At 67.5% G+C, this 16176-nt stretch carries 17 protein-coding genes; 9 read left to right on the top strand and 8 right to left on the bottom strand.

Going from position 1 to position 16176, the window contains the following annotated elements; genetic code table 11:
- Position 1 precedes the first annotated feature (1 nt).
- The gene (locus tag ACFQRC_RS10875) at positions 2-673 is read right to left on the bottom strand and encodes a hypothetical protein (RefSeq protein WP_379961090.1); all 672 of its coding nucleotides are present in this window, start codon (positions 671-673) and stop codon (positions 2-4) included.
- A gap of 109 nt (positions 674-782) precedes the next feature.
- Positions 783-1202: a DUF1801 domain-containing protein gene (locus ACFQRC_RS10870; protein ID WP_379961088.1), complete on the bottom strand. Its 420-nt coding sequence runs from the start codon at positions 1200-1202 to the stop codon at positions 783-785.
- Between the two features lie 160 nt (positions 1203-1362).
- Between ACFQRC_RS10870 and ACFQRC_RS10865 the strand changes: the two genes are divergently transcribed.
- Positions 1363-1956, top strand: coding sequence for a hypothetical protein (locus ACFQRC_RS10865; protein WP_379961086.1), 594 nt, complete (start codon positions 1363-1365; stop codon positions 1954-1956).
- Positions 1957-1984: 28 nt separating this feature from the next.
- Here the strand turns inward: ACFQRC_RS10865 and ACFQRC_RS10860 are convergent, their stop codons facing one another.
- Positions 1985-2386 carry a hypothetical protein gene (locus tag ACFQRC_RS10860; RefSeq protein ID WP_379961084.1) on the bottom strand — a complete coding sequence of 134 codons (402 nt, stop codon included), beginning with the start codon at positions 2384-2386 and terminating at the stop codon, positions 1985-1987.
- 151 nt (positions 2387-2537) lie between these two features.
- Between ACFQRC_RS10860 and ACFQRC_RS10855 the strand changes: the two genes are divergently transcribed.
- The 6 genes from ACFQRC_RS10855 (at position 2538) to ACFQRC_RS10830 (ending at position 8751) form a co-directional block, all read left to right on the top strand.
- Positions 2538-2888, top strand: a complete 351-nt coding sequence (locus ACFQRC_RS10855; RefSeq protein WP_379961082.1) for a GFA family protein — start codon at positions 2538-2540, stop codon at positions 2886-2888.
- The gene (locus ACFQRC_RS10850) at positions 2888-3685 is read left to right on the top strand and encodes a DUF72 domain-containing protein (protein WP_379961080.1); all 798 of its coding nucleotides are present in this window, start codon (positions 2888-2890) and stop codon (positions 3683-3685) included. Before ACFQRC_RS10855 ends, ACFQRC_RS10850 begins: the two co-directional genes overlap by 1 nt.
- A 69-nt stretch (positions 3686-3754) precedes the next feature.
- Complete coding sequence (locus tag ACFQRC_RS10845; RefSeq protein ID WP_379961078.1) at positions 3755-4246, top strand: hypothetical protein; 492 nt, start codon at positions 3755-3757, stop codon at positions 4244-4246.
- Positions 4247-4419: 173 nt separating this feature from the next.
- Entirely contained in the window at positions 4420-6249 is a 1830-nt protein-coding gene (locus tag ACFQRC_RS10840; protein WP_379961076.1) for a calcium-binding protein, read from the top strand.
- 115 nt (positions 6250-6364) lie between these two features.
- Entirely contained in the window at positions 6365-7174 is an 810-nt protein-coding gene (locus tag ACFQRC_RS10835; protein WP_379961074.1) for a thiazole synthase, read from the top strand.
- 86 nt (positions 7175-7260) lie between these two features.
- Complete coding sequence (locus tag ACFQRC_RS10830) at positions 7261-8751, top strand: hypothetical protein (RefSeq protein WP_379961072.1); 1491 nt, start codon at positions 7261-7263, stop codon at positions 8749-8751.
- Here ACFQRC_RS10830 and purT read toward each other — a convergent pair.
- The 4 genes from purT to glpD form a co-directional block, all read right to left on the bottom strand.
- Positions 8748-9926: a formate-dependent phosphoribosylglycinamide formyltransferase gene (gene purT, locus ACFQRC_RS10825; RefSeq protein ID WP_379961070.1), complete on the bottom strand. Its 1179-nt coding sequence runs from the start codon at positions 9924-9926 to the stop codon at positions 8748-8750. The genes ACFQRC_RS10830 and purT overlap by 4 nt on opposite strands.
- Before the next feature lie 120 nt (positions 9927-10046).
- The gene (locus ACFQRC_RS10820) at positions 10047-10529 is read right to left on the bottom strand and encodes a hypothetical protein (protein ID WP_379961068.1); all 483 of its coding nucleotides are present in this window, start codon (positions 10527-10529) and stop codon (positions 10047-10049) included.
- On the bottom strand, positions 10526-10939 hold the full coding sequence (locus ACFQRC_RS10815; protein ID WP_379961066.1) for a hypothetical protein: 414 nt from the start codon (positions 10937-10939) through the stop codon (positions 10526-10528). The genes ACFQRC_RS10820 and ACFQRC_RS10815 overlap by 4 nt, the downstream gene beginning before the upstream one ends.
- 6 nt (positions 10940-10945) lie before the next feature.
- Positions 10946-12406: a glycerol-3-phosphate dehydrogenase gene (gene glpD, locus ACFQRC_RS10810; protein ID WP_379961064.1), complete on the bottom strand. Its 1461-nt coding sequence runs from the start codon at positions 12404-12406 to the stop codon at positions 10946-10948.
- A gap of 103 nt (positions 12407-12509) precedes the next feature.
- Here glpD and ACFQRC_RS10805 point away from each other — a divergent pair, with 103 nt between their 5' ends.
- Both ACFQRC_RS10805 and wecB read left to right on the top strand, forming a co-directional pair.
- Positions 12510-13976 (top strand): FGGY family carbohydrate kinase, encoded by a 1467-nt coding sequence (locus ACFQRC_RS10805; RefSeq protein ID WP_379961062.1) that lies wholly within the window; start codon positions 12510-12512, stop codon positions 13974-13976.
- Positions 13977-14010: 34 nt separating this feature from the next.
- Positions 14011-15117: a non-hydrolyzing UDP-N-acetylglucosamine 2-epimerase gene (gene wecB / locus ACFQRC_RS10800; protein WP_379961060.1), complete on the top strand. Its 1107-nt coding sequence runs from the start codon at positions 14011-14013 to the stop codon at positions 15115-15117.
- A gap of 104 nt (positions 15118-15221) precedes the next feature.
- Here wecB and mmsB read toward each other — a convergent pair whose 3' ends face one another.
- Positions 15222-16160 carry a 3-hydroxyisobutyrate dehydrogenase gene (mmsB, locus tag ACFQRC_RS10795; protein WP_379961058.1) on the bottom strand — a complete coding sequence of 313 codons (939 nt, stop codon included), beginning with the start codon at positions 16158-16160 and terminating at the stop codon, positions 15222-15224.
- Between the last annotated feature and the right edge of the window lie 16 nt (positions 16161-16176).

Below are 16176 nucleotides of genomic sequence, written 5' to 3'. Positions count from 1 at the left end.
CTTACCGCCGCTCCACCGTCACGGACGCCATCGCTCGCTCGATCAGCTTCTCGCCTATCGCCGTCCACCTCTCGTCCGGCTTGCCGTCGGTCGTCAGGTCGGCCAGCGTCTTGCCGGTCGGCTCCAAATTTTCACTGTAGATGATCATCAGCTCGCGCCGGCCCTGGCCGGTGCCTTTGGAATCGTCGAGCAATTGCACCATGCGCACGTTCATCACTTGCGGAGGGATCGGATAACCGCCGCTTTTGAGGATGCGGAACACGGCCTCGCGATCGGAGCCTTCGCGCATCGGCCCGTCGGTCGGCACGGGGTTGGCGCGCACCCAAATCGGCGTGCCGTCCAGCATCATCCGTCTATTCCCGTCGGCATAATCGTAGCCGAGCTCCGGCTTGCTCGGCAGGTAGCTTTCGAACTGGATCCACCACAGGCGCTTCATGCGCCGGTCCGCGTCGGCCTCGATGAAGACGTGGATCTCGCAATCGGCCACATCGTAGAGCGTGAACCGCTCGCCGCCGACATAAGTCGCCGAGGGCGGCACGCGCACCGTCACCCCCTCGCCGGGATGCGCCACCGTTTGCGCCTCGACACGCGCCGCTGGCACATCCGGGACTTCCGCGACGGAAGGCTGCGCGCCCGCGAGCACCGCAGCGGCCGTGATCGCCCACATTCCCATCTTCCGCCTCCTTCAGTCTGCCATACTGTATTACTACACAAACACAGTTGGCGCAATCGACGCTGGCGACGACGACGCCTGAAAGGTGCGTTCCTGGCCTGACCTTTGCCTAACTTTTGGAGCGGGCCGGCCGCGACACATTCGCCGCCACGGCGGCGCGAACGAGCGCCGCCAGCGCCTCCCCGTCGATTTCGTTGCCTTCCCTTATGTCGATCGCCCGCCGCGTGTTGCCTTCCAGGCTGGAATTGAACAGGCTCGCCGGGTCCGCCAGCGCCGCGCCCCTCGCGAAGGTCAGCTTCACCTTGTCCTTGTAGGTCTCGCCGGTGCAGAGGATGCCTTCATGCTCCCACACGGGCACGCCCGAGGGGTTGGACGGCTTGCGCCATTTCACCGCCTCGACGACGTCCGGGTCCGCCGCCCTGATAATCGCCCGCACCCGCGCCAAGGTCCTGCCCCGCCAATCGCCAAGCGCCTCGATCTTCGCGTCGATCGCCCGAGAGGGCGTGTCTTCTGCCGCCGCGCCGCTCATCCTCTTCTCCTCGCGTCCGTTCCTCGCCCCATCATTGCGAGGACCGAAGGCCCGTGGCAATCCGGAGGACCGCGCGCAGAGGGAATGCGGATGTCCTCGCAGGGCTTGACCGCCCCGGTCATCCCGGCGCAGCCTCCGCCTATCGACAGGGGGGACATTGATGAACAAATATATTCTCTTCGCCGGCGCCGCTGTGTTCGCGCTGGCCGCCTGCGGCGGTGCGGACGCCAGCGACGCTCAGGCAAATGTGGCGGCCGTGGCCGACGCCAACGCGGTCGACGCGCATGGCGAGGAGGGCGGCAGCCCCAACGTCCTGCTCGAGGCGAACGCCATCCTCCCGGCCGGCACCGAGGAGAGCAGGATCGCATTCGGCGCGAACAGCCTCGACACGATCGAGCAGGTCACACCCATTCTCGGCGAAACCTACCACAAGGAAGAATCGACCGAATGCGGCGCGGGTCCGATGGAATTCGCCAGCTGGGACAATGTCGTGCTGATGTTCAGCCAGGGCGAATTCGTCGGCTGGGAGCTGCGCGCGGGTTCGGAGGAGCCATGGATCGGCACGCCCGGTGGAATCACGATCGGATCGCCGCGCGCCGACCTCGCGGCGGCGCTGGGGGCCGCGCCGACGGTCGAGCAGACCTCGCTCGGGACCGAGTTCAACGGCGGCGGCTATACCGGCCTGCTCAGCGCCGACACGCCCGACGCCACGGTGACCGCGCTCTGGGCCGGCACCAACTGCATCATGCGGTAGGCGCGGGCCGATCGGATCCCTCGCGGATCTATGACAAAGCGGAGGCGAAAAGAGCGGCGGAGGTGAAGAGCGGGTCGCGCGCGTCGGCGGGGAGAAGATCGCTCAGCAGCCGGTCGAAGCCCGGGCGGTCGCCCCGGCTGGCGGCGCGGACCATGTCGAGGATAAGCGCCTCGTCGTGGCTCAGCCGCGGGCAGCAGGGCGGACTGACGCAGAAGGGCTCTGGCCAAGCGGCGCCGACCTCCTCCAGCATCAAATGGAGGTGGGCGGCGGCGCGGCGCGATTCGAGCTTCTCGGCCATGGCCTGGAGCGGGCACCGGCCGAGCTTGTTCATCACCACCCACAGCCGGAGCGTCACCGCTACGCGCGCCTCCCAAGCGGGAAGGGCGCGCAGGTCCGGCGAGCGCGCCAGCAGATCGATGTCGAAGGCCATGAAACTCTCCTCTGGCCGCCATCCTATTGCGAGTTATTCGCATTATCAAGAATTGGCGTAACGCTCGCTCGAACCGCGCTCTCAAGTCTGAGCCGTCATTCGCCTGCCTGCGGCGGAAACGCTACAAGGTGAAGCCGGCCCAGGAGGGACCATGCCGATCAAGGGAAGCTGCCATTGCGGCAAAATCGCGTATACGCTCGACGAGGAGCCGCCCGCCGAGGCGCTGGAATGCAATTGCTCGATCTGTCGCAGGAAGGGCTATCTGCACCATTTCTCGACGGCGGACAGGTTCACGCTTGAAGCCTCGCGCGACGACATCATCGTCTACACCTTCAACAAGCACAATATCCGGCACCAATTCTGCAAGACCTGCGGCTGTGCTCCGTTCGCGGAAGGAACCGGGCCCGACGGGAAGGCCATGGTGGAGATCAACCTGCGCTGCGCCGAGGGGATCGATCTCGACGCGATCGAGATCAAGCAGATCGACGGCGCCAGCTTCTGATGGCCGGAGGAACCATTCGGGTCGGCATAGGCGGCTGGACCTACGAGCCGTGGCGCGGGGTCTTCTATCCGGCCGATCTGCCGAAGGCGCGCGAGCTCGACTATGCCGTCTCCCATGTGACCGCGATCGAGATCAACGCCACTTATTATGGCAGCCAGAAGCCGGAGACGTTCGCCCGCTGGGCGAAGGCCGCGCCGCCCGGCTTCGTCTTCGCGGTCAAGGCGTCGCGCTTCTGCACGAATCGCAAGGTGCTGCCGGAGGCGGCGGAGTCGATCGCGCGCTTCTGCTCGCAGGGTATCGTCGAGCTGGGCGACAAGCTCGGCCCGATCCTGTGGCAGTTCGCGCCGACCAAGAAGTTCGATGCCGACGAATTCGCGGCTTTTCTGAAGCTGATCCCGGCCGCCCAGGACGGTGTCGCTCTTAGTCATGCGCTGGAGGTCCGGCACGAGAGCTTCCGCGACCCGCGCTTCGTCGCCCTCGCGCGCAAGGCCGGCGCGGCGATCGTGTTCGCGGATCATGCGGAATATCCCGGCATCGCCGATGTCACCGCCGATTTCGTCTATGCCCGGCTCCAGCAGGCGCGCGAGGAGGAGCCGGCCGGCTATGATGGAGCCGAGCTCGACCGCTGGACCGGCGTCGCGAAAGGATGGGCGAAGGGCGAGGCACCACCGGGCCTCCCTTACGTCTTGGACGGTTCGGCGCCCGCGACGTCCCGCGACGTCTATCTGTTCATGATCAACGGCGCGAAGCTCCGCGCTCCGGCCGCAGCCCAGGCCGTGATCGCCCGGCTCGCTTAGCCGGGAGGGGAGCGAAGCCGCCTTGCCCGCGTTCATTCAGGGTGAAGCCAGCCTTGCCGGAGTATCTCCATGCGTCACCTGTCGACCGCCGCGCCGCTGCTGGCGGCCCTGATTCTTGCCGCCTGTTCGGCGGAGGGGGGAGCGCCGGGTGAGGGGACAGACACCGTCGTGGTCGGAGACGTCGCCGGCGAGGACGCTGCCGCTTCGCGGAGCGACGTGCCGCCGCCAGCGGTCGACGATGAAGCAAAGTCCGACCCCGAGGCCGCGGCGATCATTCCCGCCCGCTTTCACGGCGAATGGAATGCCGACCTTTCCGCCTGCGGCACCGGCCTCAGCGAAACGCGCCTCCGAATCGATGCGGCCCGCCTGACCTTCTACGAGAGCATCGGTATGGTCCGCCGCGTGGAGATCGAGAGCGAGCAGGTGGTCGACGTCACCGCCGAATATCGGGGCGAGGGCGAAACATGGACCGACGAGCGCCGTCTCAGCCTGTCTCCGGACGGCGCCAGCCTCACCGTCACCGGCCAGGGCTCGACCCTGACCCGCTCGCGCTGTCCCTGAACAAGTCCTATATACCTCCTGCACAATTGGTCGGACGAAACGCCGCCTTCGTCGCGCGCGCGCCCTCTTTGTCGAACCCGGTTTGAGCTTGGTCGATGCCCCCTCGCCGATTTCCGCGCCCCCTTCCACTGGCCGCCCCCGGAACAACCACAACACAATCAAGGGGTAACAAGATGCCTGATCCGATTTTCGGCAACGACACCGACGAGACCATCACCAGCGGCTACGCGTCCGACACGATTTTCGCCCAGGGCGGCAACGACATCGTGAACGGCGGCTATGGCGCCGACCTGATCTTCGGTGGCCTCGGCAACGACAAGCTCTATGGCGGCGAGAATCGCGACACGCTCCAGGGCGATGCCGGCAACGACCTGCTGGACGGCGGCACCGGCGCGGATTCGCTGACCGGCGGCGCCGGTCGGGACACCATCAATGGCGGCGCGGGCGACGACACGATCCTCGCTTTCTCGATGGCCGAGACGATCGGCGACGTGATCGACGGCGGCTCGGGCGTCGATACCCTCTTCCTCAGCCTCAGTTCGCAGACCGCGGCAATCCGTTTCTCGGGCAAGGACCCGATCGAGACCAACCAGTTCGGAACCGCCTTCTCGCTCACCGGGATCGAGCAATATCAGATCTTCGCCGGCAGCGGCGACGACGTGATCACCGGCTACCTGCTCGCCGACTCGCTCTTCGGCGGCAAGGGCAACGACACGCTGAGCGGGCTCGACGGCTTTGACTTCCTCCAGGGCGGTGAAGGCAACGACACGCTGCACGGCGGCAATGACGCGGACTTCCTCACCGGCGACGCCGGCAACGACGTCATGAACGGGGGTTCGGGCGAGGATCTCGTCCAAGGCGGCACGGGCGCCGACCGGATCACCGGCGGCAACGGCAACGACACCCTCGTCTCGAACGTCTTCAGCTCCGACGGCCGGGGCGACCGCACGGCCGAAATCGATACTATCATGGGCAATAACGGCGATGACTTCATCGAGATCGGCGTCAAGGACATCGCCGATGGCGGCGCGCAGAGCGACACCATCCAGCTCGATTTCACCGCCAGCCGGATCGCCGAGAATTTCGTCTTCTCCTCGGCGCTGATCGACCTCGCCAGCGGTGGCTCGATCCGGAATTTCGAGACCCTGAACTTCTTCGGCGGCGCGGCGCGCGACATCGTGACCGGCGGCGCGAACGCCGACAGCCTCCACGGCGGCGGCCAGTCGGACCAGCTCTACGGCGGCGCCGGCGACGACCATATCGACGGCGATGCCGGCAACGACCTGGTCCGCGGCCAGGACGGCAACGACGTGCTGACCGACAGCGTCGGCCGCGACCGCCTGTTCGGCGACGCCGGGGACGATGTGTTCCAGCTGAGCGAATCCAATGCCGACGCCGACTCGTTCGACGGCGGCGCCGACCGCGACACCGCCGACTTCACCAATGAAGGCGACCTGTCCGCCTTCCTCGATCTCGCCGACCAGACGCTCAACGACGGCCTGATCCTGGGCGACAAGTTCCGCCTGGTGGAAACGTTCATCGGTTCCGAGGAGGATGATTTCCTGTTCGGCGACGCCGCCGCCAACCGCTTCTTCGGCAGCGACGGCGACGACGTGCTCGATGGCCGCGCCGGCAACGATTATCTGCACGGCGGCGAGGGTTCGGACACCTTCACCGGCGGCGCCGGCCGCGACATATTCGACGTTTCCGACCAGACGCTGCACGGCGCGTGGTTCGGCGACATCTTCACCGACTTCACCCGGGGCGAGGACAAGATCCAGATTTCCCTGGAATTCCTCGGCCTCGAGGAAGCGCCGGACTTCAGCATCATCTCGGGCAACAATCCGTCGCCGACCGTCGCCGGGCCGCAGCTGCTGTTCGACCGCGTTACCGATCGCCTGTTCTTCGACCAGGACGGCACCGGCGCCGAGCATGAGGCGCTGCTCATCGGCACGTTCGAGAATGTCGACACGCTGACCGCCAGCGACTTCGTCTTCGGCTGAGCCGTCGCGAGAAAGGAAACGCCCGTCCGGGAGCCTTCGCGCTTCCGGGCGGGCTTTTCGTTGCAAGGACGGAGGCGGTTCCCCCTGTCCGGCTTGGCCGCTATAGGCCTGCCCCATGAACGAAAAGACGAGCGCGAACGCATCCGACAACGACATGGACGACCGCTGGACCGTCGCGGGCCGCGCCTTCCGCTCGCGCCTGATCGTCGGCACCGGCAAGTATAAGAGCTTCGAGCAGAATGCCGCCGCGGTCGCGGCATCGGGCGCGGAGATCGTCACGGTCGCGGTGCGGCGCGTCAATATCGCCGATCCCAAGCAGCCGATGCTGACCGACTTCATCGATCCCGCGACGACGACCTACCTCCCCAACACGGCCGGCTGCTTCACCGCCGAGGAAGCCATCCGGACGCTGCGCCTGGCGCGCGAGGCGGGCGGCTGGACTTTGGTGAAGCTCGAAGTGCTGGGCGAGGCGAAGACGCTCTACCCGGACATGATCGAGACCCTGCGCGCGACGGAGATTCTCGCCAAGGAAGGGTTCGAGCCGATGGTCTATTGCGCCGACGATCCGATCGCGGCGAAGAAGCTGGAGGATGCCGGCGCGGTCGCGATCATGCCCCTGGGCGCGCCGATCGGCTCCGGCCTCGGCTTGCAGAATCGGGTGATGATCCGCCTGATCGTGGAGAATGCGTCGGTGCCCGTGCTGGTCGACGCCGGTGTCGGCACCGCCTCCGACGCCGCGGTGGCGATGGAGTTGGGCTGCGACGGCGTGCTCATGAACACCGCGATAGCCGAGGCGAAAGATCCCATCCTGATGGCCCGGGCGATGAAGGCCGCGGTCGAATCCGGGCGCCTCGCTTACCGCGCCGGCCGCATGGGCAAGCGCCGCTACGCCGATCCGTCGAGCCCGCTCGCGGGGCTGATCTAGGGCCCGCCAGCCCGCCCGAATCCCGTCCCGCCCTTGATCGACGCGCTGCAGCGTTTACAATCAATGGCTTGAAGGGGAAGAGCGGAATGGGGATCGTAGCGCGTCTGATGATGCCCGTGATGGCTTTGTTGTTCGCGGCGCCCGCATCGGCCGCCTGGTTGGAGGCGGAAAGCCCGCATTTCCTCGTCTATAGCGACGGCAAGGAGCAGGAGCTCCGATCGAACGTCCGCCTACTCGAGGATTTCCACGAGCTGCTCGCGGACCTGACCGGAGTCGACGACCCGTCGTCGCCGAGTAAGCTGAGGATCTACCTGGCATCTTCCTCGAAAGAGCTTCGCAAGGTGCGCAACGTCGGCGGCGGGATGGGCGGCTTCTACCTCGCAACCTCGGAAGGCGTCGCCGCGTTCGCGATCCGCAAGGATTATGGATTGGGCTGGGCCGCCGACACCCTGTTCCACGAATATGCGCACCATTTCATGCTGCAGCATTTTCCCGCCAATTATCCCACCTGGTATATCGAAGGCTTCGCGGAATATCTCGCGACGGTGGAATTCACCGACACCCACGTCGATGTGGGGCGTGACAATCGCATTCGGGCGACCTGGCTGCGCGCCAACTGGTATTCCCTCGACAACATGCTCACCCGCGACAGCGCCTCGGCGGGCGGCTCGCTCTTCTACGCCCAGAGCTGGCTGATGGTCCATTATCTGATGCGCGATCCCGAGCGCCGGGCCTTGCTGCAGCGTTATTTGCGGGGGTTCGCGGAAGGCGAGGATCCCAAGGCGAGCTTCCGAACCGTGTTCGAGATGGACGCCGTCGATTTCACGCGCATTCTGCGCGGCTACGGCAACGACATGACCTTCACCCGTATTCCGCGCGCCAGCCGCGCCGATCCGGTGGCGATCTCGGTGCGTCGGCTGCCACCGTCGGAAGACGACCTTCTGCTCTATTCGGCCGGCCTCAGCCTGGGCCTCGCCGATTGGGGTTCCTATCCGGTTCTTCCCCGCGTGCGCGACGCGGTCGAGGATCATCCCGACGATCCCGCCGCGATGGAGGCGCTGATCCGGGCCGAGCTCCTTTATGGCGACCGGGCGCGGGCCGAGGCGCTGCTCGACAGGCTCCTGAAGCTGCGGCCGGACGATCGTGACGCGCTCTATCTGCGAGGACTCGCTCACATTCATGCCGGCCGCGCCGACAGCGCCGCCCGCGCCGAGCATTTCGCCAAGGCACGACCCTGGCTCGCGCGGGCGCACAAAGCCGACGAGAATTTCTATCCCGCCCTCATCCGTTATGCCGAAAGCTTTTCGGCGGACCCGGCGTTCGCCGGCGAGAATGTCGGCAACATCCTGCTGCTCGCGGCGCAGCTCGCGCCGCAGGTGAGCCTGATCCGGCTCAACGCCGCTCACCAACAGGCGCTCCATGGCGATTTCGAAATGGCCAAGGCGCTACTGGCGCCGGTGGTCAACGAGCCGCATTCGACGCGCCTGCGGGAGGCGGCGCGGACGCTGATGGCGGAGGTTGAGGCGGGCAAGGCGCCGCCGGCGGTCTTCCACATCGAAAGGATCGAGGACGATTAATCGCGATAGTCGAAGGTGACGCGAGCGGCCGCGTCGGCGGCGAGCCGGCGGGCCTCGTCCGTCGTCTCCCCCGACGCCAGCGCCACGGCCATGCGACGATAAGGGCGTGTCGTCGGCTTGCCGAAGATGCGGACGTCCACCTCCCGGCCGGCGCCACCGAGCGCGAGCGCCTCGGCGAGGCCGCTGATCGCGAAATCCTCCGACGCGCGGGAGGCGAGGATCACGGCCGAGGCGCCGGCCGGATGGCGGAGCGCGATTTCGGGGATCGGCAGGCCCAGGATGGCGCGGACATGGAGGTCGAATTCCGAAAGGTTTTGCGAGATCAACGTCACCATGCCCGTGTCGTGAGGCCGCGGCGACAGCTCGGAGAAGATGACCTCGTCGCCCGCCACGAAGAATTCGACACCGAAGATGCCATGGCCGCCCAGATCGTCGACTACCTTGCGCGCCATGTCCTGCGCCTCCGCCAGTGCTGCGGCCGACATGGCGGCGGGCTGCCAGCTCTCCATATAGTCGCCGCGCTCCTGCCGGTGGCCGATCGGCGGACAGAAGAGCACGCCGTCTCGGGTGCGGATCGTGAGCAGGGTGATCTCATAATCGAAGTGGATGAATTCCTCGACGATCACCCGCGCCCGGTCGCCGCGCATGTTGGCGACGGCATAGTCCCACGCTTGTTCGAGCCCGGCTTCATCCTCGACGGTGCTCTGGCCCTTGCCCGAGGAGGACATGACCGGCTTGATGATGCAGGGAAAGCCGGTGTGCTCCGCGCCCGCCTTCACCTCGTCCAGGCTTTCGGCGAAGCGGAAGCGCGAGGTGCGAAGGCCGAGCGGGCCCGCCGCGAGCTCGCGTATGGCGTCCCGGTTCATCGTCATCCGGGCCGCGCGGGCGGAGGGAACGACAATCGTCCCCGCGGCCTCGATCTCGGCCAGCACCTTGGTGCGGATGGCCTCGATCTCCGGCACCACGAAATCCGGCTGGTGTCGCGCCACGGCCTCGCGCAGCCGGTCGCCGTCGAGCATGGAGAAGATTTCGGCGGCATCCGCCACCTGCATCGCCGGCGCGCCTTGATAGCTGTCGCAGGCGACGACGCGGCAGCCGAGCCGCTTGGCGGATATGGTGAATTCCTTGCCGAGCTCGCCCGAGCCCAGGAGGAGGATCGTGGCCGTGGGGTTCATCTGCTCTCCGCCGATTGACCCGACGGCGCCTATCGCGCGTCCGCGCCGCCCTCAAGCGCAAAGGCTCGGCGCGCCGCGCGAGGATCGGGCCTCCACGCGAGCAAGGCTGGCAGCACCGCTTCAGGCGTTCGAGTGGAGCGGAAAGAAACGGTCCAGCGAACTGAGCGTCTCGGCCACGTCCCGGTGGTGGATGAAGATGCCGCCGGCCTCTTCCCACAGGTGCCGGTGCTTCAGCGTGTCGTCGACCAGCACGTCGCCTTCCTGGCAATGGTTGCGCTTGTTGACCGCCATGCAGGTGATGATGGGGGTGCCGGGGAAATGCGCCGCCGCCCAGCGTATCTTCTGCTCCGCCGCCCAATTGCCGCGCGGCAGGCCGGTGAGGATGACCGGATCGAGATGCCTGACCGCCTCGAACAGTTCGATGGCGCCGGGCATCAGCGGCAAGGTGCCGTAGAAATCCGGAGCTCCGGCCAGCTTGGCCCACATCCTGCCGATATTGAAGCGCTGCTCGAATGCCCTCGGGCTCATTCCCAGGATCGCCTGCGCGCCCCGATCGAAATCGGCGAGCACGCCGTCGCAGTCGAGAAAGAGCCGGCGGTTCACGGCCAGCGGCTCGGGATGAGCCTGACCGGCATGGGCAGGTCGATCGCCGTCCAACCGAGGCGGGCGATCACGTTGTTGCTCTCCCTCGCCCGCCGCCCTTCGCCGAGCGACCAGGTGATGTGATAAATGCTGCCGTCCGGCCGGTCGGTACTGTCGTCGATGGCGACCACCAGCGCCTCGACACCCTCGCCGTCGTCGACCCGGCCGACGATCTCGCCGAGCCTCTCGCAAGGCAGCGCCGCGTCCTGCTTCGCCTTGGCCGCGAGTGTCACATGATCGGCCACGACATTGTCAAATTTGGGCGGAAATTGCTGGAGCAGCTCCTTGCGCTGCTCACGGTCCAGCGCCCATCCGATCACCGTCTTCCCCTGGCCAGCCTCGGCGGCCGCTTGATTCGCCGGCAATTCCATGGCGGCTCAACCGTTTCGGGGCGGACACGTTCCCGCGAGGCGATCGGCGACGGTTTCGCGCTCGCCGGCGGTCATGTGGAGGCCGAGCTTGGTCCGGCGCCAGAGGATATCCTCGGCGGTGCGGGCGAATTCGCGGTCGGTGAGATAGCGGATCTCGGCCTCGTGGAGGCCGGCGCCGAAATGTCGGCCGAGCCCGTCCAGCGACGACGCGCCATCGATCAGGTCGCGCAGCCGCGTGCCGTAGGAGCGGGCCAGGCGCGCGAGCAATGGCGCCGGCATCCACTGGGCGAGATCCGCCAGATGCTCGTGGAACGCGGGCGTGATGTCGCCGCCGGGGAGCGCGACCCAGCCGGTCGATCTTCGACCCTCCACGCCGAGCCTGTCGAGCGCTTCCTCGGCCAGCGCGCGGGCGGTCGTGACCTTGCCGCCGAACACCGAGAGCAGTTTCGCGCCCGGATCGTCGTCCAGCTCCAGCCGATAATCGCGAGTCACCGCCTTGGGATCGGCCTCGCCGTCGTCGTAGAGCGAGCGCACCCCCGAATAGCTCCACACGACATCCGCCGGCGCGATTGGCTCGCTTAAGTAAAGGTTGGCCGCCGCGCACAGATAGTCGACCTCCGCCGCCGCGATGACGGCATCCTCGGGCGCTTCGACCGGCACGTCGGTCGTCCCGATCAGGGTGAAGCGGCCCTCATAGGGAATGGCGAAGACGATGCGGCCGTCCGGTTGCTGGAGGATGAAGGCATGCTCGCCGTCAAACAGGCGCGGGACGACGATGTGGCTCCCCTTGACCAGGCGGACCTTGGCGCGGCTGGTCTCGGAGAGCCGGCCGCGCAGCACTTCGGCGACCCACGGCCCGGCCGCATTGACGATCGCCCGGGCGGTCACGACGCGGCCGCCCGACAGCGACGCCCGCCAGACGTCTCCCTCCCGCGCCGCCGACAGAAATTCGGTGCGGGTCGTGATCTCGGCGCCGCGCTCGGCCGCGTCGACGGCGTTGAGGATGACGAGCCGGGCATCGTCCACCGACGCGTCCCAATAGGCCGCGAGGCGTGTCGCCCGGTTCGCCAGCCCGCCCCGCGCCGCATCACGGCGCCCGACACCGCGCGAACGCGGCAGGCTGCCGCCCGAGGCGAGGAGGTCGTAGAGGAGGAGCCCGGCGCGGAGCATCCACCAGGGCCGCATCGCCTCGCCATCGGGCAGCACGAAGCGCAGTGGCCGGACGATGTGCGGCGCCGTCCTGAGCAATATCTCGCGCTCCTTCAGCGCCTCGCGGACGAGACGGAATTCATATTGCTCGAGATAGCGCAGCCCGCCGTGGATCAGCTTCGACGACGCCGAGCTGGTATGCTGGCCGAGGTCGTCCCTTTCGACGAGCAAAGTCTTCGCTCCCCGGATTGCGGCGTCGCGGGCGATGGCTGCGCCATTGATGCCGCCGCCGACGATGAGGAGATCGAAGCTGTCCATCTTGCTCCCCTACGTCATTCCAGCGAAAGCTGGAATCCAGACGGCCTTCGTGTCACCAACACCGTCTGGACCCCAGCCTTCGCTGGGGTGACGGGGGAAAGTCTTGGGCGATATGCTGCTCGTCATCGACGCCGGCACCACCAGCACCCGCGCGATGCTGTTCGCGGCGGACGGGACCTGCCTCGGCTCCGAGCAGCGCGACCTGACCCAGCATTATCCGGCGCCCGGCCTGGTCGAGCATGACGCCGAGCAGATCTGGAGCCTGAGCCGCGCCGCGGCCGCCGCCATGGTCGCCCAGGCGGGGGGCGCCGGGCGGATCGCGGCCATCGGCATCACCAACCAGCGCGAGACGATCGTCTTCTGGTCGAAGCGGACGGGCAGGGCGCTCGCCCCGGCCATCGTCTGGCAGGACCGCCGCACCGCCGAGTTCTGCGGCGCCCTCAAGGAGGCAGGGCACGAGGCGGCGCTGCAAGCGACGACCGGCCTTCTCCTCGACCCCTATTTCAGCGCCACCAAGATCGCCTGGGCGATGGACCATTGGCCACAGCTCCGCGCGGTGGGCGACGATCTGGCGGTGGGGACGGTCGAGAGCTGGCTCGTCCACCGCCTCACCGGCGGGCTTCACGTCTCCGACGCCACCAACGCGTCGCGCACGGCATTGATGGATATCGACAGCGGCCGCTGGGACGACGGGCTGATCGACCTGTTCGGCGTCCCGCGCGCCGCTTTGCCGGAGATCGTCGACTGCGCCGGCCGCTTCGGCGAGACGATTCTGTTCGGCGCGCCGATCCCGATTTGCGGCATGGCCGGCGACCAGCAGGCGGCGGCCATCGGCCAGGCTTGCACGAATCCCGGCGACACCAAGGCGACCTACGGCACCGGCGCCTTCGTCCTCACCCACACCGGCGCGGACCGGCCCGTCTCCCGCCATCGCCTGCTCTCGACCATCGCCTGGCAGCTTGGCGGCGCGCGCGCCTACGCGCTGGAAGGCTCGGTGTTCGTCGCCGGCAGCCTGATCCAGTGGCTGCGCGACGATCTCGGGCTGCTTTCCTCCGCCGCCGAGAGCGAGGCGCTGGCGCGCTCGGTGCCCGACAATGGCGGGGTCCAGCTCGTACCCGCTCTGGCCGGCCTCGGCGCGCCGTACTGGCGCCCTTCCGCCCGCGCCGCCATTTCCGGCCTCAATTTCTCGACCGGCCGGGCGCATATCGTGCGCGCCGCGCTGGAGGCGATGGCGCACCAGACGAGCGACCTGATGGCCGCCTTCGCTTCCGACGGAGCGGCCTGGGAATGCCTGAAGGTCGACGGCGGCATGGTCGCCAACGACTGGCTGGCGCAGGACCTGGCGGACATGCTCAACCTCATGGTCGAGCGCCCCCATTTCGTCGAGACGACCGCCCTCGGCGCCGCGATGCTGGCGGGGGTGGGGTGCGGATGTTTCGCCTCGCTCGCCGAAGCGGCGGCGATGCGCGGGCAGGTGGAGCGGTTCGAACCCCGGATGGGGGAGGAGGAGCGCGAACGGCGCCTCTCCGGCTGGAAGGCCGCCCTGGGCCACGTTCTCGGCCCTCACTGACGGCTTTTTAAGCCTTCCTCCTTATCAAGCGCCCATGACCCAGCGGATTCATCTGGTCGCGGCCGCACGCCCGAATTTCATGAAGGTCGCGCCGCTCTGGCACGCGCTCGTCGCGGCGCCGGATTTCGATCCGGTGCTGATCCACACCGGCCAGCATTACGACGCCAACATGTCGGACGCGATCTTCGCCGATCTGCGCCTGCCCGAGCCGGATCACCATCTCGGCATCGGCTCCGGCTCCCATGCCGAGCAGACCGGCGGCGTGATGATAGGCTATGAGAAGATCGCGATGCTGGACCGGCCGGACTGGCTGGTGGTGGTCGGCGACGTCAACCCGACCGCCGCCTGCGCGATGGTCGCGGCCAAGCTTCGCTTCCCGGTCGTCCATTTAGAAGCGGGCCTGCGCAGCCGCGACCGCGCCATGCCCGAGGAGATCAATCGACTCGTCACCGACGCGATCTCGGATGTGCTCTGGACCCCGTCGCCCGACGCCGACGCAAATCTCTTGGCGGAGGGCGTGGCGCCTGGGCGCATCACCCGCGTCGGCAATATCATGCTCGACAGCTTCGAGCTTGTCCGGCCCGCGATCGAAGCGGCCGATGCCGCGCGCGATCTGGGCCTCGGTCGCTATGGCGTGGTCACCCTCCACAGGCCGTCGAACGTGGATGATCCCGGGCAGTTGCGGCGGCTCGTCGAAGCCTTGATCGCGGTGCAGACGCGGCTTCCGCTCGTCTTTCCGGTTCACCCCCGAACGGCGCAGCGCTTGCGGGCCGGAGGCCTGGACGCGATGCTGGAACATGCCGGCGTGAGGCTCGTCGAGCCGCTCCCCTATGTCCGCTTCATGAGCCTCGTCACCGGCGCGACCGCGGCGATCACCGACAGCGGCGGCATCCAAGAAGAGACCACCTATCTCGGCATTCCCTGTCTGACATTGCGCGAGAATACCGAGCGGCCGATCACGCTCAGCGAAGGCACCAACCGGCTGGTGCGGGCGGAGACTTTGGCAGGCGAACTGGAACAGGCGCTAGCCGAACCCCCCGCGCGGCGGCGTCGGCCGGACCTTTGGGACGGGCGGACGGCCCAACGCTGCGTTGAGGATTTGCAGCGGCGGACCAGCGTCCGACTTTCTCGCGCTGCCTAACGTCACCCCGGCGAACCGGGGTCTCAGCGAGGCAACGACGCAGGCGCCCTTCCGTGGCCGAGATCCCGGCCTTCGCCGGGGTGACGGTTAATAGCCGGACGATGTTACTTGGGCAGTTGCACACCCGGCGGGGGAGGAGGCACGGCGCCTTCCGCCTGCCAGCTGTCGTCGATCATCTTGATGATGGCGGAGAAATCCTTGCCGCCACCGCCTAGTTTCTCGGCGAAGCGTGTGTAGAGTTCCTCGGCGTCGCTGCCCATCGGGGTGTAGGAATCGACGCTCCGCGCCGCCTCCATCGCCAGCCTGAGGTCCTTCAGCATCAAGGCGGCCGCGAAGCCGCCATCATAGTCGCGGTCGGCCGGCGTTTCCGGGCCGACGCCGGGCAGGGGGCAATAGCTGGTCATCGACCAGCATTGGCCCGACGCCTGGCTGGAAATGTCGAAGAAGGTCTGCGGATCGAGTCCCAGTTTCCGGGCGAGCACGAAAGTCTCGCAGGTCGCCACCATCGACGCGCCGAGCAGCATGTTGTTGCAGATCTTGGCAGCTTGGCCCGCGCCCGCGCCGCCGGCATGGATCACCGCTTTCCCCATGATGTCGAGGAAGGGCTCGGCGCGCTCGAAGGCTTCCCTCGTGCCGCCGACCATGAAGGTGAGCGTCCCCGCCTCGGCGGCCGCGATGCCCCCCGATACGGGGGCGTCGACCATTTGATAGCCCTTGGCCTGCGCTTTCTCGGCCTCCTCGCGCGCCGTGACGACATCGATCGTCGAGCAATCCATCAGGATCGCGCTCGGCGGCGCCTTGCCGATGATGCCGGTCTCGTAAACGTCGCGGACGTGCTTGCCGGCCGGCAGCATGGTGACGATCGCTTCGGCCTCGGCCACGGCCGCCTCGGTCGATTCGGCGGGAAGACACCCGGCCTTCTTCGCCCGGTCGAGTGCCTCGGCGGAAAGATCGAAGGCGCGCACGTCGTGCCCCGCCTTCGCCAGGTTCGCGGCCATGCCGCCGCCCATGTTGCCGAGCCCGATAAATGCTACGCGTGCCATGCTGAGAACTCCGAAA

It is taken from the genome of Enterovirga sp. GCM10030262, assembly GCF_042666435.1.
Taxonomy (GTDB): Bacteria; Pseudomonadota; Alphaproteobacteria; order Sphingomonadales; family Sphingomonadaceae; genus Allosphingosinicella.
The sequence above is the reverse complement of the archived record's forward strand: the minus strand, read 5'-3'. Positions and strand labels throughout refer to the sequence as shown.